24 protein-coding genes, 4 tRNA genes and 1 pseudogene are annotated in these 22,016 nt (G+C 65.6%); 1 reads left to right on the top strand and 28 read right to left on the bottom strand.

Going from position 1 to position 22,016, the window contains the following annotated elements:
• The 26 genes and pseudogenes from AB4Z47_RS14375 to AB4Z47_RS14250 all read right to left on the bottom strand — a co-directional run.
• Positions 1–476: pseudogene (locus tag AB4Z47_RS14375) on the bottom strand (DNA-directed RNA polymerase subunit beta); the annotation flags it as partial.
• A gap of 410 nt (positions 477–886) precedes the next feature.
• Positions 887–1,627, bottom strand: coding sequence for a hypothetical protein (locus tag AB4Z47_RS14370; protein WP_441951040.1), 741 nt, complete (start codon positions 1,625–1,627; stop codon positions 887–889).
• A gap of 11 nt (positions 1,628–1,638) precedes the next feature.
• Entirely contained in the window at positions 1,639–2,436 is a 798-nt protein-coding gene (locus AB4Z47_RS14365; RefSeq protein ID WP_441951038.1) for a hypothetical protein, read from the bottom strand.
• 29 nt (positions 2,437–2,465) lie between these two features.
• On the bottom strand, positions 2,466–3,707 hold the full coding sequence (locus AB4Z47_RS14360) for an MCE family protein (RefSeq protein WP_441951036.1): 1,242 nt from the start codon (positions 3,705–3,707) through the stop codon (positions 2,466–2,468).
• Positions 3,704–4,969: an MCE family protein gene (locus AB4Z47_RS14355; protein ID WP_441951034.1), complete on the bottom strand. Its 1,266-nt coding sequence runs from the start codon at positions 4,967–4,969 to the stop codon at positions 3,704–3,706. The genes AB4Z47_RS14360 and AB4Z47_RS14355 overlap by 4 nt, the downstream gene beginning before the upstream one ends.
• Complete coding sequence (locus AB4Z47_RS14350; protein WP_441951032.1) at positions 4,966–6,207, bottom strand: MCE family protein; 1,242 nt, start codon at positions 6,205–6,207, stop codon at positions 4,966–4,968. The genes AB4Z47_RS14355 and AB4Z47_RS14350 overlap by 4 nt, the downstream gene beginning before the upstream one ends.
• 28 nt (positions 6,208–6,235) lie before the next feature.
• Complete coding sequence (locus AB4Z47_RS14345) at positions 6,236–7,246, bottom strand: MCE family protein (protein WP_441951030.1); 1,011 nt, start codon at positions 7,244–7,246, stop codon at positions 6,236–6,238.
• Positions 7,246–8,322: an MCE family protein gene (locus tag AB4Z47_RS14340; RefSeq protein WP_441951028.1), complete on the bottom strand. Its 1,077-nt coding sequence runs from the start codon at positions 8,320–8,322 to the stop codon at positions 7,246–7,248. The genes AB4Z47_RS14345 and AB4Z47_RS14340 overlap by 1 nt, the downstream gene beginning before the upstream one ends.
• A complete protein-coding gene (locus AB4Z47_RS14335; RefSeq protein WP_441951026.1) occupies positions 8,319–9,671 on the bottom strand; it encodes an MCE family protein in 1,353 nt (450 codons plus the stop codon). Before AB4Z47_RS14335 ends, AB4Z47_RS14340 begins: the two co-directional genes overlap by 4 nt.
• Positions 9,668–10,432 (bottom strand): ABC transporter permease, encoded by a 765-nt coding sequence (locus tag AB4Z47_RS14330; RefSeq protein ID WP_327121315.1) that lies wholly within the window; start codon positions 10,430–10,432, stop codon positions 9,668–9,670. The genes AB4Z47_RS14335 and AB4Z47_RS14330 overlap by 4 nt, the downstream gene beginning before the upstream one ends.
• A gap of 106 nt (positions 10,433–10,538) precedes the next feature.
• Complete coding sequence (locus AB4Z47_RS14325) at positions 10,539–11,333, bottom strand: MlaE family ABC transporter permease (protein ID WP_441951025.1); 795 nt, start codon at positions 11,331–11,333, stop codon at positions 10,539–10,541.
• 11 nt (positions 11,334–11,344) lie between these two features.
• Positions 11,345–12,478, bottom strand: a complete 1,134-nt coding sequence (locus tag AB4Z47_RS14320) for an ABC transporter ATP-binding protein (RefSeq protein WP_441951023.1) — start codon at positions 12,476–12,478, stop codon at positions 11,345–11,347.
• Positions 12,479–12,669: 191 nt separating this feature from the next.
• A complete protein-coding gene (gene rplL, locus AB4Z47_RS14315; protein ID WP_327110372.1) occupies positions 12,670–13,047 on the bottom strand; it encodes a 50S ribosomal protein L7/L12 in 378 nt (125 codons plus the stop codon).
• A gap of 58 nt (positions 13,048–13,105) precedes the next feature.
• Entirely contained in the window at positions 13,106–13,639 is a 534-nt protein-coding gene (gene rplJ / locus AB4Z47_RS14310; protein ID WP_327110373.1) for a 50S ribosomal protein L10, read from the bottom strand.
• Positions 13,640–14,101: 462 nt separating this feature from the next.
• Positions 14,102–14,641 (bottom strand): NADPH-dependent FMN reductase, encoded by a 540-nt coding sequence (locus tag AB4Z47_RS14305; protein WP_441951020.1) that lies wholly within the window; start codon positions 14,639–14,641, stop codon positions 14,102–14,104.
• A gap of 99 nt (positions 14,642–14,740) precedes the next feature.
• Positions 14,741–15,454 carry a 50S ribosomal protein L1 gene (gene rplA / locus AB4Z47_RS14300; protein WP_441951018.1) on the bottom strand — a complete coding sequence of 238 codons (714 nt, stop codon included), beginning with the start codon at positions 15,452–15,454 and terminating at the stop codon, positions 14,741–14,743.
• Positions 15,455–15,574: 120 nt separating this feature from the next.
• On the bottom strand, positions 15,575–16,009 hold the full coding sequence (rplK, locus tag AB4Z47_RS14295) for a 50S ribosomal protein L11 (protein ID WP_040870318.1): 435 nt from the start codon (positions 16,007–16,009) through the stop codon (positions 15,575–15,577).
• Between the two features lie 96 nt (positions 16,010–16,105).
• On the bottom strand, positions 16,106–16,894 hold the full coding sequence (nusG, locus tag AB4Z47_RS14290; protein WP_441951066.1) for a transcription termination/antitermination protein NusG: 789 nt from the start codon (positions 16,892–16,894) through the stop codon (positions 16,106–16,108).
• Positions 16,895–17,012: 118 nt separating this feature from the next.
• A complete protein-coding gene (gene secE / locus AB4Z47_RS14285) occupies positions 17,013–17,414 on the bottom strand; it encodes a preprotein translocase subunit SecE (RefSeq protein WP_441951016.1) in 402 nt (133 codons plus the stop codon).
• Positions 17,411–17,575 (bottom strand): hypothetical protein, encoded by a 165-nt coding sequence (locus AB4Z47_RS14280; RefSeq protein ID WP_441951014.1) that lies wholly within the window; start codon positions 17,573–17,575, stop codon positions 17,411–17,413. Before AB4Z47_RS14280 ends, secE begins: the two co-directional genes overlap by 4 nt.
• 33 nt (positions 17,576–17,608) lie before the next feature.
• A tRNA-Trp gene (locus AB4Z47_RS14275) sits at positions 17,609–17,681 on the bottom strand.
• A 222-nt stretch (positions 17,682–17,903) separates the two neighbouring features.
• Complete coding sequence (locus AB4Z47_RS14270; RefSeq protein WP_441951065.1) at positions 17,904–18,971, bottom strand: fused (3R)-hydroxyacyl-ACP dehydratase subunits HadA/HadB; 1,068 nt, start codon at positions 18,969–18,971, stop codon at positions 17,904–17,906.
• A 184-nt stretch (positions 18,972–19,155) separates the two neighbouring features.
• Positions 19,156–19,326: a 50S ribosomal protein L33 gene (rpmG, locus tag AB4Z47_RS14265; protein ID WP_011211653.1), complete on the bottom strand. Its 171-nt coding sequence runs from the start codon at positions 19,324–19,326 to the stop codon at positions 19,156–19,158.
• A 41-nt stretch (positions 19,327–19,367) separates the two neighbouring features.
• A tRNA-Met gene (locus tag AB4Z47_RS14260) sits at positions 19,368–19,443 on the bottom strand.
• Between the two features lie 84 nt (positions 19,444–19,527).
• A tRNA-Thr gene (locus AB4Z47_RS14255) sits at positions 19,528–19,600 on the bottom strand.
• Positions 19,601–20,234: 634 nt separating this feature from the next.
• Positions 20,235–20,317 (bottom strand) — tRNA-Tyr (locus AB4Z47_RS14250).
• 173 nt (positions 20,318–20,490) lie between these two features.
• Between AB4Z47_RS14250 and AB4Z47_RS14245 the strand changes: the two genes are divergently transcribed.
• Complete coding sequence (locus tag AB4Z47_RS14245) at positions 20,491–20,982, top strand: YajQ family cyclic di-GMP-binding protein (protein WP_327110379.1); 492 nt, start codon at positions 20,491–20,493, stop codon at positions 20,980–20,982.
• Here AB4Z47_RS14245 and AB4Z47_RS14240 read toward each other — a convergent pair.
• A complete protein-coding gene (locus tag AB4Z47_RS14240) occupies positions 20,973–21,200 on the bottom strand; it encodes a hemerythrin domain-containing protein (protein ID WP_441951011.1) in 228 nt (75 codons plus the stop codon). The genes AB4Z47_RS14245 and AB4Z47_RS14240 overlap by 10 nt on opposite strands.
• A complete protein-coding gene (locus AB4Z47_RS14235) occupies positions 21,167–22,003 on the bottom strand; it encodes a nitroreductase/quinone reductase family protein (RefSeq protein ID WP_441951009.1) in 837 nt (278 codons plus the stop codon). Before AB4Z47_RS14235 ends, AB4Z47_RS14240 begins: the two co-directional genes overlap by 34 nt.
• Positions 22,004–22,016 lie beyond the last annotated feature (13 nt).

Raw genomic sequence — 22,016 nt, 5'->3', positions numbered from 1 at the left:
TCGGTGCCGTTGATGATGAACGTGCCCTTGTCGGTCATCATCGGGAAATCACCCATGAAGACCGTCTGACTCTTGATCTCACCGGTGTTGTTGTTGATGAACTCCGCGGTGACGAACAGCGGCGCCGCGTAGGTCATGTCCTTGTCTTTGCACTCGTCGATCGAGGCCTTGACCTCTTCGAAGCGTGGGTCGGAGAAGGACAGGGACATCGAGCCGGAGAAGTCCTCGATCGGAGAGAGCTCCTCGAGCACCTCCTCGAGTCCGCCGACCAGGCCGACGTCACCGCGAGCGGCGGCACGCTCGCGCCAATTCGGCGAACCGATCAACCAGGCGAATGATTCTGTTTGTAGATCGAGAAGTCCGGGCACCTCCAAGGGTTCACGGATCTTCGCGAAAGACACCCGCAACGGGGCTCCGGGGATTCCGGCAACTGCCTTGGTCTGGGTGGAGACTGCCAAGATGCGTCCTTCCAGCACCTCACGCGCGTCGCGTGGTGGTCCGCGACCGTCGCTTGTCTGCTACGAATTCCGCTGGTTACAACCCGAACGAAACTCGAACAGGCACGAACGAGAGCAACACCGAAGGGGTGGAACTTACGTGTGCAAATCGAGGTATGGACAGGAGGCAGCCAGCGCAACGTCCAAACCTACACCCATGTACACGGGGGTGTCAAAGTACCACCCGTGCGAACGTCCGCGTGGCTGGCGCGCCGGGCCGAATTCGCTGGCTGCGTCCCGAGCCCGTGGTGCGCTGAAGCCACCGTGACAGCTGCCGCTGTTGTGAATAGCGTGACGGGTCGGACGAAACTCGTCAAGTGGCAGGACCGGCCGAGGTGCCTGCGAGATCGCCTGGCGCGCTGCGCTATCCCGGCGTATGCCCGTGGCACTCACTGGTCGACGATGTCGCTGGCCAGCCAACGACCGTCCACCTTCCGCATGTGCAGGACGACCGGGCCCGCGACGCTCTGCTGAGCGACGCCGTCCTTGGTGGCGCTCACCACCAGGTTGACAATCAGCTCCGCACGGTCTTCTGTGAGCAACGACACCGCAATCGGATCCGCCTTGGCGTCGGCGCTGGTCTGGGCCTGCTTGACCGCCGAGATTGTGGTGTCGGCGTACTTATCCAGGTCGGCCAGCATCTTTCCGGTGAGTACCTGCGCGGCCGTGCCACGGTAGCCGTCGATGTTCTTCACGTCATAGGCGTAGACGGTCTGCAATGCGTGGTCGGCGGCCGCCCGCACCTCCTGGGTGGCCTCGTTGTTCACGAACGCCTGGTTCGAGGTGTCCACGCCGGGCCGCTTCGCGGCGACCACCGCGAAGGCACCGAGCAACACTGCGGCGATCAGCAATCCTGCGACGAGCGGCCAGTACGAGCGTCCCGCGCCACTGCCCTGCGATCGAGCCGCTATCGGCGCGACGACCTTGCGGAACCACAACGGCGCGCTATCCTGCCGGCGCTGCTCGGCACCCGACTTTCCGCGCGCGATGGTGGGGCGTGAGGCACCCGCCACCCGCGGCCGACCGCTCGGCGTAGGGCGCTCGGTACGTGGGCTGGCGGCACGCGACGGTTGCTCGGCGCCGGGGCGGCGCTTGGAGGTGACCCGATTGACCGGTCGGCGAGACGTCATGGGTTGTCCTCCTACGATCCCGGCTTCGGGGCGGCGGGTGACTGGTCCGCGGGCGGCGCGGACGACTGCTGGCCCGGCCCACCGTTCAGTGCCACCGGCTGGCTGAGCGAGGAGATCTGCTCGGCCTTCCAGATATCGCCGTTTTTGGCGACGTCGACACTCCAGGTGTAGCGGTACTCCGCAGGCGGCTTGTCCTTGCCTGTCTCGGTCACCTGCAGCACGACCAGCGCCGATGCCTTGTCCTGCTCGCTGTTGAGCGTGGTGAGCGCGGCGCCGAGCACCTTCGACGACATTCCGACACCGGTTTGCTGGGCCAGCTTCTCGGCTTGGTCCTTGTTCTTGGTGGCCGAGGCGAGGAGCGCGCCGGTCATCGAAGACCTGGCCAGCGCGAGCGAGCCTGGTACATCGTCGAGGTTCATCGACGTCATGTTCAGCGCGGCCTGACGGGCAGCGTCCAGCGCGGTGTCGCGGGCGTCGGCGCGGGGGCCGTCGGTCAACGCGGCGCGTACCCAGCCCGTACCGAACCAGGCGGCAGCGATCAGGGCGACGACCAACAGCGCGGCCGAGCCGACGAGCGCGAACCCACCGAGCGCCGCCGAGCCGCCGGAGCGCTTCGACACACTTTCCGACGCGCCGGCAGTGATCTTTTCTCCCTCGGCGACTTCCTCGACTGGCGAATCCGCAGCCACGGCCGCGGCGGCCGCTTTCACGGACGGCACCGCGATGTGCGGCGCTTCCGGATCCGTCGAATCGGCCTGCTCGGATCGATCCGCGGTCGCGCCTGTTGTTCGGTCGCTACGCTCACTCACGCGAGACACCCTAACGTCATCGGTACTGGTCACCGCTTCGGCGTGACCCCCAGTAGGGTGGCCATCTGCACGGCGATCGGATTGAGATTCAGCTTTTCCGGGTCGGTTTTGGGGTTGGAGTCCCACGGCTGCACGATGCTCGGATCGGCGAGCTCGGCTCGCTCGCCACCGCGGACGGCAGTCGGATTACCGAATGGCACAAGACATTTTGCGTCCTTGTTGAACGGAAATTCGTCGCGTGTGTCGTCGAAATCCGGGTTCTGCGCCTTCATCTGCTCGAGAATCCGCTGCGTACCCTCGTAGCCCACGGTACAGGCGGGCGGGTTGTTGGTCTCGAGCACCAAACCGAAATGGCTGGTCCCGTCGCCGGGCGCGGTAGAGGAGGCGCCGATGGACAGTTGCGGAAGCATCTGCAGCAGCGGCCGCAGCGCGTAGAACTTCGGCGAGATGGTCTGCAGCAGCAGCCGCAGGTTGGCCAGGTCTTCGGTGAGCGTCCCACCGCTCTCGTGGATCAGCGCGCCGATCTGCTCGCCCGCGTCGGTTCCGGTGCCGATCAGCCTGCGCACGTCAGGGTCGCTGGAACGAAGCTGGGCGGTGAGCTTGTCCAGGCCGTCGCTGAACTGGCGGATGGCGTCGGACTGCTCGGCCTGGGTGCCCAGCGCGATCCTGCCGTCCCGGATCAACTGGATCGTCTGCGGCAGCGTCTCGTTGAATGTCTCGGTGAACTTGTTCAGCGAGTCGATCAGCACTTGCAGATCGTCGCCCTTGCCGTCGAACGCCTTGCCCAGTTCGCGGACGGTGGTGTTGAGTGCGTTCAGGTCCACTGAGCGGGTGAACCCGTCCACGCTGGCGACCAGCTGTTCAACCGGCACGGGAGTGGTCGCCGAGGCGATCACCGAGTTGTCGCGCAGGTATGGGCCCGCATTGGAGTCGGGTTGCAGGTCGACGTACTGCTCACCGATCGCGGACCGATTGGCCACCACGGCTTTCGCCGAGGCGGGGATCTTCGGCGAGCTCGTGTCGATGACGAGATTCAGCACCACGCCGTCGTCGGTGAGCTCCAGTTCACCGACCCTGCCGACCGGAACACCACGGTAGGTCACCTCGGCGCCCCGGTAGATGCCGCCGGTTTGCGCCGCCCGCACCTGCACCGTGTACTCGCCGAAACCGAGCATGTGGTCGAGCCGGATGTACTTGCCGCCGACGAACACCACGCCGACCACCGCGACCACCGCGAACGCGATCAGCTGCCACCGGACCAGACGTGTCACCGGGGACCCCCCTCCGTTCTCTGTCCGATCCCGCCACCGACCCCGAGTTGCTCGAGGAGCGCGCCGACGGGGTTGGGCGGCACGCCGTGGGCGGGCGGCTGCGCCATGTTCGGCGGCAGCGGCAGGATCGACACCGTCGGCCAGCCCGGCCGCGGGCCGTTGCCGTTGTAGTACGGGTTGGTCGGGTTCACCGGCACCGGAGGACCGACCGGCGGAATGTACACCGGATCCGGTTTGCCCACACCGAGATTGCTCAGCGTGACGCCGATCTGCTGATCCACCGACAGCCAGGTATTGACCTGTCCGCCGAAGGTGGCCTCCAGCGAGGAGTCGGGGAACGGATAGGTCGGCACCAGCGGCAACGCGGTCACCAGATCCGGAGCCGAACGGCCGAGTTCCTGCAGCGTCGGCCGCAGCGAGCTGAGGTCGCGAATCAGGTCGTCCTTCGAGGTGTTCAGCACGTCGAAGCCGACCTCGCCGAGCCGGTCCAGCTGAGCGAGCAGTCCGACCAGCTGTGGACGCTGCTCTGCCAGGATCTTGATGCCCCGCGGCAACTCGTCGAGGATCTTGCCGATCTGCACGGTCTGCCTGCTGACCCTGCTGCTGAGCAGATCGAGTCCGTCCAGCGCCCTCGTGATGTCGTCGACCTGCTTGTTCAGGCCGTCGATCAGGATGTTCGCCTGCTCGATCAGCGAGCGCACGCGGCCCTCCCGGCCACCGAGGGTCTTGTTCAGCTCGGTGACGATCGGCTGCAGCTGCGCGACACCGCCGCCGTTGAGCAGCAACGACAGCGCGCCGAGCACCTGCTCGATCTCGGTCGCGTGCCTGGTGCGGTCGACCGGGATCACCGAGCCGTTGCCGAGCTTCTTCGAATCCGGGTCCGCAGCGGGCTCGGACAGCTCGATGAACTTCTCGCCGAGCAGATTCGACTGCCGGACCTCGGCGCGCGCGTTCGCGGGCAGGTCCACCGACGCGTTCACCACAGTGCGCACCGTGGCGGTCCACTGGTCCTTGCCGATGGTGATCTCCTCGACCCGGCCGACCGGCACGCCTTCGACCTTGACCGCGGACTGCGGCACCAGGTCGAGCACGTCGTCGAACTGGATGTCGATGTGGATCGGATGGTCGCCGACGTCGGCGCCGCCGGGCAGCGGGATGCTGTAGATGCCGTCGGCGGCGCACGAGCTGACCAGCGCGGCGGACAGGCCGACCGCCAGCGCGGCGCCGAGACCGCGAGCGGCGGAGCGGATTCGAGGGGTCATCGGTCACCTCCCTGCGACGGCGGAAGCCGATCCGACGGCGTGCCGGGCACCGTGCCAGGCACCGGGTCACGCTGCTGGTTCTCGCCGCTGAGGATGCCGAACGGCAGGATCAGCGTCGGGGTCTTCACCCCGGCGGTGATCTGATCGGTGATCGCCTTGCAGTGGTCGAGGACCGGCCGCATCTGCCTGCCGAGCGCCTCGAACTTCGGATCGCCCGGCATCAACTTGGACAGGTCCAGCAACTTGCACAGCGCACCGAACGGGTCCTGCAGATCGGTGAAGTTGGCGCGCATGTCGAGGGTGCCCGATTCCGCGTTGTGCACGTTGATCAGGTTGCTCAGCGCCAGCGGCAGCACCGGCAGCAAGGCCGCCACGTCGTTGCGCTGATCGGCCAGCGTCTTGGTGAGCGTGGTCAGTCCTTCGGCGTTGCCGGCCACCAGATCCCGGTTGTCGTCGATGAACCTGGCCACGTCGCCGAGCGCGATCGACAGCAGGTGCAGCGCAGCGCCGAGGTTTTCGCGTTCGTTGGCCAGGAAGGTCGACAGGTCGGCGAGCTGGACGTTGAACTGCCGCACCTGCTGGTCGTTCTGGGCCAGCATGGTGACGAAGGACTGCAAGTTCTTGACCGTGTCGAAGATGTCTCCGCGCGCGTCGGACAGGTACCGCGCCGCTCTGGACAGCTGGGTGAGGCTGTTGGCCAGCGCTTCACCGTTGCCCGCCAGGTTCGCCGCGCCGGTGCGCACCAGTTCGTTCACCGCGCCCTCGGCGTTGGCCCCGTTGGGGCCCAACGCATCCGACAGCTCGGTGATGCTCTTGTACAGTTGGTCGACCTCGACCGGCGTGACCGTGCGGTCACGCGGGATGCTCGCGTTGCGGTCCATCTTCGGGCCTCCGGTGTAGACCGGGGTCAGTTGGATATAACGGTCCGACACGATCGAGGGCGTGATCTGCGCGGCCCGTGCGCCTGCGGGCACGTCGAACTTGCGGTCCACGCTCATGACTATCTTGACCTGATCGCCCTGCGGCTCCACCGAATCCACCGAGCCCACGGGCACACCGAGGATGCGCACGTCCGAGCCCTCGTAGATGCCGACCGAACGATCGAAGTAGGCGGTGATCTTGGTGGTGGTGAGCCGGTCGAACAGCCACCACAGCACCCCGGCCACCAGCACCGCCACGACCACTACCAGTGCGATGCCCGCCTTGGCGCCGCGGCTGGAATGCTTGACCGCGCCCACGGGATTGCTACTCCGGTTGCCCGCCACGTCAGTTGCCTCCCAGGGTGCGGACCGGCGGACGGTCGCCAGGGATCTCGGGCAAGCCGGGCGGCACCAGGTTGACGATCACCGCGTCGAACCAGCGGCCGGTGCCGAGCACGTTGGCATAGAGACCGTAGAAGGGCGCCGCGAGTTCCAGGGTCTTGGAAATGTTCTGCTGGTTGTCGTTGAGCAAGTCGATCGAGGCGCGCAGGTTCTTCAGTGCCGGACCGATCTGCTCCTCGTTGTCGTGCACCAGCGCGCTCAGCTCCGCCGAGACGACCCTGGCGCCGGACAGCAGCTGCGCGATGGACTGCTGCCGGATATTGAGCTCCGCGAGCAGTTGTCCGCCCGAGCCGAGCAGACGCTCGAACTCAGCATTGCGGTCGGCGAGCACCTTGGTGGTCTGTCTGGTCGCGGCGAACAGCTTCTTCAGCTCCTCGTCGCGCTTGGCCAGCGTCTCCGACAACCGGGCGACGCCGTCGATGGAGCCGCGCAGCTCCGGCGGCGTGGTGTCGAACGCGTCGGACAGCACCCGCATGCTCGTGGCCAGCTGCGCGGTGTCGATCTGGTCGATGTTCCTCGCCGCGTCGGTGAACGCGTCCACCACGTCATACGGAGATACCGTGCGCGACAACGGAATCCGATTCTTCGGATCGGCGGGTGCGGAGCCCTTCGGATCCAGCGCCAGATACTTCTGCCCCAGCAGGGTCTTGATCTGGATAGACGCGGTGGTCTCATTACCGATCCAAGCGTCCTGAGTGCGGAAGTCGACGAGCACCCGGTCACCGGCGAGCCGGACATCGGAAACCGAGCCGACCTTGACGCCCGCGATGCGAACCTCGTTGCCCTTCTTGATGCCCGCCGCCTCACTGAACTCGGCGGTGTACTTGGTGCCTGCGCCGATGATCGGCAGCCGGTCGAAAAAGAATGCCGACACCGTCACCAGCAGCACGATGACAATGCCGAGCACACCCATGAACGCGGGGCTGCGCTTGCCGAGCAGGGTGCGATCGTCCATCAGCGAGCCTCCCCGTGGCAGCGTGGCGCGGCGTTGGTGTACAGCGGCTGATTGATCGTCGGCAGCCCGGCGGGCAGGTTGAGCTGGGGCGCGTCGACCGCGCCCGGCCCGACGACGATGTCGATGCCGCACAGATAGAACTGGAACCAAGAGCCGTAGCTCGCGGCGCGGCCTAGCTTCTCCATCTTGAGCGGCAGATTTCGCAGCGCTTCGTTCACCTCGTCGCTGCGGTCGTCGAGGGTGCCGGTCAGCTGACTCAGGCCGGCGATCGAGCCCTGCAGCGTCGGACGGACCGGCACGAGCAGGTCGGCGGTGGCCGAGGTCAGGTCGGCGAGCGAAGTCACCGAGCGCCCGATCGTGTCACGTTCCGCGGCGAGGCCGCTGATCAACGCTTCAGTGTTCACGATCAGCTGGTCGAACTGGTCGTCGCGCTTGTTGACGGTGTCCAGCACGGCGGTCAGGTTGCGGGTCAGCTCACCGATCACCGCATCCTTGTCCGCGATCTTGTTGGTCAGGTTCGCGGTGGTCGCGACCAGGTCGTGGATCGTGCCCTGCTCGCCCTGGAAGACCTGGATGATCTCGAAGGACAGCTTGTTCACGTCGTCGGCGGTCAGCGTGCGGAACAGCGGGCGGAAGCCGTTGAACAGCGTGGTGAGGTTCAGCGCGGGTCTGGTGCGCTCCAACGGGATGGTCCCGCCTTTGTTCAGCTTGCGGCCCTGCTCGCCGGCGCCCTGCTCCAGCGCGATGTAGCGCTGGCCGACCAGGTTGCGGTACTTGATGGTCGCCGTAGTCGTTGCGGGCAGCCAACTCCGGTCGGTGAGATCGAACTTCACCTCGGCCAAGCGCTTGTCCACGATCGAGACGTCGGTGACCTTGCCGACCCGCACGCCCGCGATCCGCACCTCGTCACCCGGATTGAGTGAGGTGACGTCGGTGAACCGGGCCTTGAAACCCGTTCCGCCGCTGCTGTAATTGGCGATGGACAAAGCGAGCATGGTGGTCGCGAACAGGGTCACGACGATGAAAACGATCAGCTTGGTCAGCGGCCCGCCCAAGCCGCGCAGCTTCTGCTTCATCGAATCCTCACCTCGCTTCCGCGAAATGCGGGCGCACCGGCCCTGGTCACCCAACTCGGCACCTGATCTGGCGCGACCCCGTTGGCCGCGCCATAGATCGCGCCGAGCGACTGCTGCTCCATCGGCGAGCCGGCAACCGTCGGCACCTTGGTCCCTGGGTAGACGCCGAACTGCGGCGGCTCCAGCTTGCCGCTTACCTGGTCCCCCGGGTTACGGCTGGGCACCGCGTAGGAACCGTCGTTGTTCGGTCCTCCCGTGTACTGGCCGGGGTCGACGCCAGTGGGCAGCTCTGGGATGCACCACGGGCCACGAGGGTCCAGCCAGCGCGGCTCGTCCTGGTTGGGCAGGTATTTGCCGCGGGTATTGGTCAGCTCGATACTCACCCGGGAGCCGGGCCGATCGGTGCCCTTGCCGAAGACCTGGTCGATGCGGGGCTTCATCTGCGCGAAGTTCGCCAGCGAGCAGGCATAGTTCGGCGAGTAGTAGGCCAACAGTTCCAGCGCGGGCCGGGAGTCGGCGGCCAGGTCGATGATGTTGTCGCGGTTGGCGATCAGGAAGTCGGCGGTGCTCGACGAGGTCGGAGTCAACGTGGCGTAGAGCGCGTCGATGTCGGTGCGCCGCTGCACGATCGTCGCGTTGGTGGTTCTCAGGTTGTCCAGCGCCTCGATCAGCTGCGGCGCTGCGTCGGAATAGGTGGCGGCGACCTGGGCGAAACTGCGCAGGTCCTCCCGCAGGTCCGGGAGCACGCCGTTGACTTGGCGGAAGATGTTGTCCAGCTTGTCCACGCTCTCGCCGAGCGCGAAACCTCGACCGGCAAGCGCCTGGGACAGCGCGCCCAGGGTGGCGGCGAGGTCCTGCGGCGGAATCGCTTGCAGCAGCGGGAGCAGATCGTCGAGTAGCTTGCTCAGCTCGATGGCGTTGCCGCTGACGTCCTGGTGCAGCGTCACACCATTCGTCAGATGCTGTGCGCTTCGGTCCTCCGGAATGACCAGGTCCACGTAGCGCTCGCCGAACAACGTCTTGGGCAGCAACCGCGCGGTCGCGTTGGCCGGAATCTGTTGCGCTTTGTCCGGGTCGATGGCCAGGTTCAGCGTCACCTTTCCGCCCTCGGAGCGGCTGGAGCGCACCTCTCCGACGCTGACGCCGCGCACCTTCACATCCGCGTTGCGGGTCAGCGCGTTGCCGACGCTGTCGGTCACCAGGTCGACGTCGACGGTCTCGACGAATTGCTTGTTGTAAACCGCGATGGTCGTCCACAGGAACAGGCCGACCACGAGGAAGAACGCGATGCCCAGCACACGAACCCGCAGTTTCTCGGTCGAGCGCCAGGCCTGCACCCCCCGGCTCATCCGGCCACTCGCACCGTGGTCGTTGTGCCCCAGATCGCGAGGCTGAGGAAGAAGTCGAGCACGTTCACCAGGACGATCGCGGCGCGGACCGCGCGACCCACCGCGACACCGACGCCCGCGGGACCGCCGGTGGCATGGAAACCGTAGTAGCAGTGCACCAAGATGATCACGAAGGCGAAGACCAGCACCTTGAGGAACGAATAGAGCACATCCTCCGGTGGCAGGAACAGGCTGAAGTAGTGGTCATAGGACCCGCTGGATTGGCCGTTGAACCAGATGCTGACCATTCGGGACGCCAGGAACGTGCCGAGCAAACCTACGACGTACAGCGGAATCACCGCAACGAATCCGGCGATCACGCGGGTGGTGACCAGGAATGGCACGCCGGGCACCGCCATCACCTCGAGTGCATCGATCTCCTCGGAGATTCGCATGGCACCGAGCTGCGCGGTGAAACCACATCCGACCGTCGCCGAGAGTGCGAGCGCGGCGACCAGCGGCGCGATCTCGCGGGTGTTGATGTAGGCGGTGAGAAAGCCGGTGAGCGCCGAGCTGCCGAGTGCGTCGAGGGCCTTGAAGCCCTGCAGGCCGACCACGACGCCGACCGAGCCGGACATGAACACGATGACGCCGATGGTGCCGCCGATCACCGCGAGCGCGCCGGTCCCGAAGGTAACCTCGGCGAGCAGCCGCATGACCTCCTTGCGGTAGTGCACGGCGGTGCGCGGGATCCAGGCGATGGCGCGCGAGTAGAAGGACATCTGATCGCCCGCGCGATCGATGACGTTCAGCGGTGAGCGGACGAAATCTCCCGCCCGGCGTAGCGACTTGGCGAAGACCGGGGTTCGATACGAGCTGGCCACCGGGTCAGGCACCCTTCGCCGGGACGACTTGCAGGTACACCAGGGTCAGAATGAGATTCACGAAGAACAGAACCATGAATGTGATCACTACGGATTGGTTCACCGCGTCACCGACTCCTTTCGGACCCCCTTTGGGATGCAGCCCTTTGTATGCCGCGATCACGCCGGCGATCAGGCCGAAGACCGCTGCCTTGATCTCACCGATCCACAGGTCCGGCAGCTGGGCAAGCGCCGAGAACGAGGCCAGGTAGGCACCCGGCGTTCCGCCCTGCAGCAGCACGTTGAAGAAGTACCCGCCCGCGATACCGACGACCGACACCAGGCCGTTGAGCAGGAGCCCCACCAGCATCATGCCGAGCACGCGCGGTACGACCAGCTTTCGCACCGGGTCGACACCGAGCACCTCCAACGCGTCGATCTCCTCGCGGATGGTGCGCGAGCCGAGGTCCGCGGCCACCGCAGACCCGGCCGCGCCCGCGATGATCAGCGCCGTGACGACCGGAGCCGCCTGCTGGACGGTGGCAAGCACACTGGTTGCGCCGGTGAAGGACTCGGCACCCAGCTGCTTGATCAGCGAGCCGGTCTGCAGTGCGACAACCGCGCCGAACGGGATCGCGACCAGTGCGCTGGGAAGGATCGAGACACTCGCGATGAACCAGGACTGCTCGATGAACTCACGCCATTCGAACGGGCGGCGGAACGTCTTGCGCAGAACGTCGATGAACAGCGCGAAAATGTTTCCTACCTGGGCAAACCCCGACTCCAGTGGAGTCCGCAATCGCGCCAGGGAGGAGGTCACGATCGCAGATGTTACCCGTTGGTTGTGTTGTGTCGCACGGTAGTGTCGAATGCGCTGCCTTGATAATCAGCCAGGTCGCCGCTGTTGTACGCCATCACCTGCGTATCGTCGTTCTCCGCAAGTGACTCGCGGATCGCGACCTGGGCTGCGTGCGGCAACGTGTGCATGATCCCGCGGACGCGCTCCTTACGCCGCAACACCCCCTGCCGCACCGGCATACCGGGTGTCGCGCGCATCTGCGGGATGATCCCTTCGACCTCCTCAGCGCCACCATGGTGATGACCGGCGTCCACGAGCGCCTGCTCGCGCGCCATCTGCGCCTCGTCCTTCTCCTCCGACATGCCGATCGGACCGATCATGCGGCCGTTGAGGAACTGCTTGACCACCGGCTCTTCCGAGGTGAGCAGCACCTCGCGTGGTCCGAACATGACCAGCTGGCGGCGGAAGAGCATTCCGATGTTGTCCGGCACGGTGCGGGCCAGGTTGATGTTGTGCGTGACGATCAGGATCGTGGCGTCGATCTGTGCGTTGATATCGATCAGCAGCTGGCTCAGGTACGAGGTGCGCACCGGGTCCAGACCCGAGTCGGGCTCGTCGACCAGGATGATCTGCGGATCCAGCACCAGCGCGCGGGCCAGACCAGCGCGTTTGCGCATACCGCCGGAGATCTCGCCGGGCAGCTTGCCCTCGGCGCCGAGCAGACCGGTCAGCTCCAGCTTCTCCATGACGATCTTGCGGATCTCGTCCTCCCGCTTCTTCGTGTGCTCACGAAGCGGGAAGGCCACGTTGTCGAACAGATTCATCGACCCGAACAGCGCACCGTCCTGGAACAGGACACCGAACAGCTTGCGGATCTCGTAGAGCTCCTTGTTGGAGCAGGTCGTGATGTCTGTGCCGTCGATGTAGATCGAACCGCGCTCCGGACGAAGCAGACCGATCAGCGACTTCAGGAAGACCGACTTACCGGTACCGGACGGGCCCAGCAGAGCGCTGACCTCGCCGGATGGCAACGTCAGCGAAACGTCCTGCCAAATGCGCTGGGAACCAAAGGATTTGGTAACACTTTCGGTCCTGACCTCGACGCCCACGCCAACCTCCACAATTCTCAACGAGCTGCCCCACCGGCGAACCGCGCGCTCGGCCATCGCGGTGTGTCACGTCACAGGGGGGTGCGGTCACTGTATCCCATGCGCCAGATGGGGCACACCCCTAACCTGACCGAAGAGTAACCCCCCAAAGCTCGCGATATTCACAATTCCGCCCACGTTGCCGAAAAGAGCCGAACGGGCGGCTCCCCGCATTGGGGAACCGCCCGTTCGGCGTATTTCGGTCAGAATTACTTGACCGAGACCTTGGCGCCGGCCTCTTCCAGCTTCGCCTTGGCGGCCTCGGCGGCGTCCTTGGCGACCTTCTCCAGGATCGACTTCGGGGCGCTCTCGACCAGGTCCTTGGCTTCCTTCAGGCCCAGGCCGGAGACGATCTCGCGGACCACCTTGATGACCTGGATCTTCTTGTCGCCAGCACCCTCGAGGACGACATCGAACTCGTCCTGCTCCTCGACGGCCTCGGCCGGCGCGGCGGCACCGACGGCGGCGACGGCGACCGGAGCAGCCGCGGTGACCTCGAACTTCTCCTCGAACTTCTTCACGAAGTCCGACAGCTCGAGCAGGGTCATGTTGCCGAAGGTCTCGAGCAGTTCGTCAACGTTGGCCATTGTTGTTTTCCTTTCGGTAGTTGATGTCTATGCGGGGCGAATCGTGCCGCACGGGGAGTTACTCGGCAGCTTCGCCTTCGGCCTGCTTCTTCTCCTGCAACGCGGCGGCCAGGCGGGCCACCTGCGAGGCGGGAGCGTTGAACAGACCGGCAGCCTTCGCGAGGTTGCCCTTCAGCGCGCCGGCCAGCTTGGCCAGCAGCACCTCGCGGGTTTCCAGATCGGCGATGCGCTCGACCTCGGACACGGACAGCGGAGCGCCGTCCATGTAGCCGCCCTTGATGACCAGCGCCTTGTTGTCCTTCGCGAAGGTCTTCAGGGCCTTGGCCGCGTTGACCGGCTCGCCCGTGATGAAGGTGATCGCGGTCGGTCCGACGAAAAGGTCGTCGAGGCCTTCCACGCCCGCCTCGGCGGCGGCGCGCTTGACCAGGGTGTTCTTGGCGACGGAGTACGTGGCTTCGGCGCCGAGCGCGCGCCGCAGCTCGGTGAGCTTGCCGACCGACAGGCCACGGTATTCCGTGACGACGGTGGCCGTCGAGCTCTTGAACTGCTCCGCGATCTCCTCGACCGCGGTGACCTTCTCGGGTTTTGCCATACTTCGCCTCCTCTCTGATGGTCGGTTCGTATACGCGAACTACCGATCAGGGGCCGGCGACAAAACAAACGCCCCGAACGCAGAGCGTTCCGGGGCGCAACAGAAAACCGGTCCCGGGCTTGCCCGGACCAATTCCCAGCCTCGGCTCTCCCTGCGTGGGCCGCCGGCAATGTCGCCGGACCTTCGACCGAACCCATGTGGGAACGGCGACCAACGGTCTTCGGTAGAACGGATTGGGTAGCGATCGAACTCGTCGATAACTGCCGTCCAATGTACCCGGATGGGTCCCCATCTGCCAAAACGGCCGCCCTTCGACGAAAATTGACGCTCCCGATACCACCCATTGTGTTCTTGACCCACATCAATGCACAGATGTGTCCAGTATTTCCAGCGGATGCACGCCGCTCGAATTCGGTACCGCCGCTTGACCCTTCGCGATCACGGTCGCGATCGGCGGGGCGTTCAGGCGACCGCCCGGTCCGCGTGCCGCACGAGCCGGTTCAGCGCGTCCAACGCGCCGGAGCGGAAATCGGCGTCGGCCACCAACCCATCCGCCCCGATGTCCTCGCGTAGCACCGGCAGCCGCACGCAGGCGTCCGGATCGACCTCGGCGCCCACATAACCGAGCACGCTGCGCAGTGTCGCGGTCGCGCCGTCGCCACGGCCGGGCACCGCGACAGTGATCCATGCCGTCGGCTTCTCGTAGAGGTCGCCGGAGCCGACCGTCCAGTCCAGCAGGTTCTTCAGACTGCCCGGCAGGGTGCCCGCGTATTCGGGGGTGCACAGCAGCACCGCATCCGCATCGGAAAGCTGTTGGCGCAGCGCGCGAACCGAAGGATGCCCGGCGCCGTCGTCGTCCGGGCTGAAGGCGGGCAACTCGGCGAGCCCGTCGTACCAGAGGGTTTCAACTCCGTCCGGAGCGATCGCCCGTACGGTGCGTAGCGCGGCGGAATTGGTGGAGGCAGCGCGCGTGCTGCCGGAGATCAACAGAACGACTGTCACGCCATGCCCAACGACAACCCGCAGCGGAATAGTCCGTAAACACGGCAACGGCGGGAACGCGATCGCGTTCCCGCCGTTGCCGTGTTCCTCAGGTGCTGTCTACGCGTCCTCGTCGAGGAGGTTGCGGGTGCGGTTCGGGTCCACCGGGATGCCCGGTCCGGTGTTCGTCGAGACCGACACCTTCTTGACGTAGCGGCCCTTGGCGGTCGACGGCTTGACACGCAGGATCTCGTCCAGCGCGGCGCCGTAGTTCTCCACGAGCTTGGCGTCGTCGAAGGACGCCTTGCCGATGACGAAGTGCAGGTTGGCCTGCTTGTCGACGCGGAAGTTGATCTTGCCGCCCTTGATCTCGTTGACGGCCTTGGTCACGTCGTTGGTGACCGTTCCGGTCTTCGGGTTCGGCATCAGACCACGCGGGCCGAGGACACGCGCGATGCGCCCGACCTTGGCCATCTGGTCCGGGGTGGCGATCGCGGCGTCGAAGTCCAACCAGCCGCCTTGGATCCGCTCGATCAGGTCCTCGGCGCCGACGGCGTCCGCACCGGCGGCCTCGGCCTCAGCGGCCTTCTCGCCCGCCGCGAACACGATGACGCGGGCGGTCTTACCGGTGCCGTGCGGCAGGTTGACGGTGCCGCGGACCATCTGGTCGGCCTTGCGGGGGTCCACACCGAGACGCACGGCAACCTCGACGGTCGCGTCGGTCTTGGTGGTGGCGGTCTCCTTGGCCAGCCGCGCTGCGGCGAGCGGGGAGTACAACTTGTCGCGATCGACCTTCTCGGCCGCGGCGAGATACGCCTTGCTTCGTTTTGCCATTTTGTCTGTGTCCTTGTCGGTGTTCAGATGTGGTTGTCGGGCCTGGCCGGCCCTCCCACGTGTGCGATCTCGTCTCCCGACGAGCGCCGGGATCCTCGATCAATACGAGGCGATGGGAACTCAGCCTTCGACGGTGATGCCCATCGAACGCGCGGTGCCCGCGATGATCTTGGCCGCCTGCTCGACGTCGTTGGCGTTCAGATCTTCCTGCTTGGTCTTGGCGATCTCACGGACCTGGTCCATGGTCACCTTGGCCACCTTGAGCCGGTGCGGTTCGGCCGAACCCTTCTGCACACCCGCGGCCTTGAGCAGCAGCTTGGCGGCAGGCGGAGTCTTCAGCTTGAAGTCGAAGGACCGATCCTCGTACACCGAGATCTCGACCGGGATGACGTTGCCACGCTGCGACTCGGTCGCGGCGTTGTACGCCTTGCAGAACTCCATGATGTTGACGCCGTGCTGACCGAGCGCGGGGCCGACCGGAGGGGCCGGGTTCGCCTGGCCGGCCTGGATCTGAAGCTTGATGATCCCGGCGAGCTTCTTCTTCTTGGGGGGCATCTTTCTTTCCTAGGTGTTTGTTGTCCTTGCTCTTTGCAAGTCGTGGTGTTGCGATCTTCGACCGGGCAGATTCACCCCGCCGCTGACGGAACTGGTCTAGATCTTCGCGACCTGGGTGAACGCCAGTTCGACCGGGGTCTCGCGACCGAAGATCGACACGAGCACCTTGAGCTTCTGCTGTTCGGCGTTGACCTCGGAGATGCTGGCGGGCAGTGTCGCGAACGGGCCGTCCATCACGGTCACCGATTCGCCGACCTCGAAGTCGACCTCGATGACCGGCTTCGGCGCGACGTCGCCGCCAGTGATGTCGGCGCTCGCCGCAGCGGCGGCCGCGGCGGGCTTCTTCTGCTGCTGCGCGGCCGGGACCAGGAACTTCACCACGTCGTCGATGGAAAGCGGCGACGGGCGGGAGGTAGCGCCCACGAATCCGGTGACACCGGGGGTGTTGCGCACCGCGCCCCACGACTCGTCGTTGAGCTCCATCCGGACCAGGATGTAGCCGGGGAGCACCTTGCGATTGACGTGTTTGCGCTGGCCGTTCTTGATCTCGGTGACTTCTTCGGTCGGCACCTCGACCTGGAAGATGTAGTCCTCGAGATCCAGGTTCTGCACACGGGTTTCGAGGTTGGCCTTCACCTTGTTCTCGTAGCCCGCGTAAGAGTGGATGACATACCAATCGCCGGGGGCACGCCGCAGAGCGGCCTTCATCTCGGCGACGGGGTCGGTGGGCTCGGCTTCGACAGGCGCGGTGGGGGCGGATTCAGCGGGCTCCGATTCCTCGACCGCGGTCTCATCGGTCGCGAACTCCTCGACGGAGTCGGTGGGCTCGGCCACCGCGTCGTCGACCGGGAACTCGTTGTGTGTGTCGTTCTCCGGGGTGCTCACTGGGGCACTCGCTTCCTGTGTCGTCACGTACATCCTCTGCGTGCCGGGCCGGGCGCGCGGCGAAATTGCTTCCGCCCGTGTCCACCCCGGGATCGGCTACCGGCGTCGGCGTCGTCAGCTAGCCGAACAGCCAGTTGACACCCTTGATGAACGCCAGATCCAACCCGCTGATGAACGCGACCATAAAAATCACGAACACCAGAACAACGCTCGTATAGGTGACCATCTGCTTCCGGTTGGGCCAGATCACCTTGCGCAGTTCCGCGATGACCTCACGCAGAAACCTGATCAAACGCTTGAACGGATTACCCGACTTCTTGCGTTCGGCCCGATCGGTTGTCTTGGTTGCCTTCCGCGACGGCCGGTCGAGGGTGGCGACCCCGCCATTGTCGATCTGCGAGGGCGACGCACTGCGAGCCCGCCGGGCGGACCGCTTGCCGCTCGGCCGAGTCGCTGCCGCGGTGTCATCGCCTTCGTCGGCCGCATGCGCGCCGTGGCGAGTGTCCCGCTCGTCGCTCACGCCTTCTCCTCGCTGCGCTCGTCGTCGGCGTGCGCGATGCGCGCTGTGCCAATGGCTCGCTCGCCACGCTCGCTCATGCCTGCGCCTCGCTGGCGCTCGGCTCCGGCACGAGCGAACGAACGCTCGGCTGCGTCCATTGTTCGCTCGCTGCGCTCGCTCACGGGTCGATCCTCTCTCGTCGCTGGCATCCAGGGCAGGGGCGACAGGACTTGAACCTGCAACCTGCGGTTTTGGAGACCGCTGCTCTGCCAGTTGAGCTACGCCCCTTCGGTTGGACGGTGTCGGCTGTCCCAACCTCTGTTCGATATTCAGTTGTGCACTGGTGTCACACAACACGCGCGCCACTCCGGCAGTTGCCGGCCCCGTCGGCGATCCTCGCGGACCACCTGGAACCAGCCCTACAGAGCAGCGCGCAGCGGCTGGTGACCCCAGAAACCTGAGTCTACGTCACCGTGCGCGACATTAGCCAATCAGGGTCGCCGGACCAGGTCAGGCCAGCTGTACGGTCGCGGTCGCGCGGCCGAAGATCTTCTTTCCCGCCGACTTCGCCACGATCGCGACGACCGCGGTCTTGGCCTCCGGATCCACCGACTTCACCTTACCCGTGTACTCGACCTGGGCGGCCTCGTCGGTGCCTACGTAGACCGGGCTGGTGAAGCGCACGTTGTATTCCTTGACCGCACCGGGATCGCCGAGCCACGAGGTGATGAAACCGCCGCCGAGGCCCATGGTGAGCATGCCGTGTGCGACCACGTTGTCCAGACCGACCAGCTTCACGACCTCGTCGCTCCAGTGGATCGGGTTGGCATCACCCGAGACGCCCGCGTAGTTCACCAGATCGCCGCGGGTGAGCCGGACCGTGCGCGGGGGCAACTCGTCGCCGATCGAGACGTCCTCGAAGCGAATCGCGTGCTTGGTAGGCACCACCGAGGGGGCCACGGTGCCCGGCGCGGGCGGCGCGGCGACAGACGGAGTGCTGCGCGGGTGGTGGCTCGGCGCTTCTTCGCCGATGCCGTGCATGAGCACGTTGCGGACGGCGGCGTTGAGGTTGGGGTCGATGTCGGCACCGCTGCGGCCGACCAGCGTGGTGTAGGTGGTGAGCACCAGCTCGTCGTTCTGCGCGGTGACGATGTTCTTGGTGACGATGATGTCGCCACCGAAGGCCTGCCGGAAGGAGTGCAAGTGGACGTCGCAGGTGAGCTGGTCGCCGACCTTGATAGGGCGATGGAACTCGAGGATCTGGTCGGTCTGCATGATCTGGCTGAGGTCGTAACCGGTGACGACCTCTTCGAACAGTTTGCGTTGGGCCAGAATCCCGACCAGGGAGATGAAAGTGAGCGGTGCGAGCAGGTTGTCGTAGCCGTACTCCTGCGCGACGTCCTCGTCCCAGTGCACCGGGTGGTAGTCCTGCACGGCGCGCGCGTATTCGCGCGCCTTCTCACGGCCGACCTCATAGTAGTCGTCGACGCGGTAGTGGTGACCGACCATCTGCGCGGCATGTGCCGCGGGATCGAATGCCTCGCCCGTCTGGACCGCTTCGTCTATACCGGTGTTGATTGTCACGGGAGGACTGTACCTATCTGACCCCGTCACCCGGAGTCTGCCGAGCGCTCACCACCGCACCCACACCGTGAAAATGCGTCAGGGCCGGACTTATGTCCGGCCCTCGCGGTGCCACGGCCCGAGATAACCAGGATCCGACTCCCGGCCTTACACCACGCGGTAGTTCACGCGTGGAGGACTAGCGGGATTCGCGATGCGCCCGGTGCGTGCCGCAGTTCGGGCAGAACTTCTTCAGCTCCAGCCGGTCCGGGTCGTTACGCCGGTTCTTTTTGGTGATGTAGTTGCGGTGCTTGCACTGCTCGCAGGCCAAGGTGATCTTTGGCCGGACATCGGTGGACTTCGCGGCCACGATATGCCTTCTTTCCGGTACCTGATGGGCTTAATCGGTTGTGGTAGCGATGGCCGGACTTGAACCGGCGACACAACGATTATGAGTCGTTTGCTCTACCGACTGAGCTACACCGCCACGGCGTCGCATTGCCGTGGTGCCGCGCCCAACTCCCGCAACAACAGGAGCGATGCCGAGTCGGTCACCACCGGCAATCCGGCGAGCCCCCTAACGGAATCGAACCGTTGACCTTTTCCTTACCATGGAAACGCTCTGCCGACTGAGCTAAGGGGGCATGACTGCTGCCGCACCGAGATCCACAAGCCCGACCTCAGCGCGGCGAAGTCTTGAACGAGGTTACACACTCACCGGTCTCACCACCAAACCGCGTGGTCAAAGCTGTGTTTTTGGCCGCGCGGGCGCGGCGAGTTCGCGGCCCCCTCTTGGCTTGCGTCCGAGCGGCCGGGCCGCGAACGCGCTCGTAAGACTCGCGCTGTGTGGGTTGGGAGGGATGGGGTGTCGACTTTTGTCGTTCGTAAGGCTCGCGCTGTGCATGGTCGCGAGAGTGCGTCGGCCCGAGCATACGGGCGAGCAACGAGGGAATCCGGCCCCGCCGCACCGCAGCCGCTATCACGCCGACCCAAAAACGAACACCCAAACGAGCAACGCAACCAGCGGGAAGAGGTCCGGGGCGGAGCCCCGCCGACGGCGCGCGGGATTGCCCCACGGACAAAACAGTCAGCCGAAGCGACCACGACATCGACCGGGCCTAATAGGTAACCCACACCGACGTGATCAACGCAACCACTGGAAGGGCGTCCGGGGGGCGAAGCCCCAACGGGCGGGGCGTGGGGGTTACACCCCCACAAAACAGACGAAGTGAGCCCTGTATGCGCTTTCTGCATACAAGGCTCACCTAGCGAACGGAGTGGCAGGTGTAGGATTCGAACCTACGTAGGCTTTCACCGACAGATTTACAGTCTGCTCCCATTGGCCGCTCGGGCAACCTGCCGTTCGCGCTTGTTCTACGCGCTGAGCAGAATACATCGAACCCGCACCCCTAATGCAAACCGGCTGGCTATCGGCCATGCCGGGCGACTAACCTCGGGTCTCCGGGTAGAACTGACGATGGCCGGAAACATCCGGTTGTGGTGACCCGTCGGACCGTCAGGACAGGAGCGCAGCGTGGCTGATTCGTCTTTCGATGTTGTGAGCAAGGTGGACCGGCAGGAGGTCGACAACGCCCTGCATCAGGCGGAGAAGGAGCTCAACACCCGCTACGACTTCCGCGGAACCGGCGCGTCGATCGAATGGTCCGGCGAGGACAAGATCGTGCTCACCGCCGAGGCGGAGGAGCGCGTCAAGGCCGCGCTGGAGGTGTTCAAGGAGAAGCTGATCCGCCGCGACATCTCGCTGAAGGCGTTCGACGCGGGCGAACCCGCTGCGTCCGGCAAGGTGTACAGGATCACCGGCTCGCTGGTGCAGGGCATTGATGCCGAACATGCGAAGAAGATCTCCAAGAAGATCCGCGACGAGGGGCCGAAGGGCGTGAAGGCGCAGATCCAGGGCGAGGAGCTGCGGGTGAGCAGCAAGAAGCGCGACGACTTGCAGGCCGTCATCTCCCTGTTGAAGAGCGAGGATTTCGGCATCGCTCTCCAGTTCGTCAACTACCGCTGACCGCCATCGGCTCGTAGCGCGGCTGGGTCGGCCGCGTTCAGCGTTTCGACAAGCGTGTCTTCCTCGTAGCTGAAGTGGTTTTCCAATTCTGTTGCGAGGCGGTCGAATTCGGTGCGCAATCGAGCCACGCCACCAGACCCTTCGGTCTCGAGCAGCTCACGTAGCTCGGTCAGCGCCGCGGCCACTACACCATGTTCGCGCTGCAGCCGGTCCACCACGGGCGCCAGCTCGGGATGCAGGCGGACCAGCGCGGGAAAACGCCGTCCTCGCTGGTGTGGTGCTCGTGCAGCGCACTACAGAACGCGACGCAGTGCGTGCGCAGCTCCTGCGGCAGAGTCGGTTTCGCGACGACGTCCGGCGCGTTCGAATGTCCGTCGAGACCCGCTCGGACAGTGGCGAGATCACGGCGCAGCTGCGCGTGCACCTGCCGTAGATGGTCGCCGATCGCGGCGGCACGCTGCCGGGTCGGCGCGGCCGGTTCGGGTGCAGCGGATACCGCGAGCGCGCCTGCGACACCCGCCGCGACGGTCACGGTCGCGCCGGCGCCCGCCAGGAAGCGACGCCGGCCCAGTCCGGGGCGAGCGGGGGGACGCAGCGCAACCACCGGAATGACCCGGTCGGTTGCCGCCTGATAGGCGTCGAACGCAGGGTTGTCGCTCGCCTGCGCGGCATAGTGCCGATCCCGTTCCGCACCTTCCAGGATCGAGGCGCTCGCGGTGTAGGTCTCGATCCCCTGCTCCGTACCGACTTCGACGGTGACCCCCGGATTCACCCGCACGTTGTAGTACCAGGCGGGATGAGTGTCGGCGTTGGCGTTGGAACCGAAGACCAGTAAGCGATCCGCGTCGCGGCGGTAGACGACAGGCACGGTGTGCGGGTGACCGCTGCGGGCGCCGACGGTGGTGAGCAGCACGAGCGGCGCCCCCTCGAACATCCCGCCGACCTTCCCCCCGTTCGCACGGAACTCCGCGATGATCGCGCGGTTGAAGTCGCCTGGCCGGATCTGATCCGGATCGGTCATGTCCGACGCCCCC

Source organism: Nocardia sp. 2TAF39, from assembly GCF_052114905.1.
GTDB lineage: Bacteria > Actinomycetota > Actinomycetes > Mycobacteriales > Mycobacteriaceae > Nocardia.
This window is presented reverse-complemented; position numbering and strand designations above follow the sequence as displayed.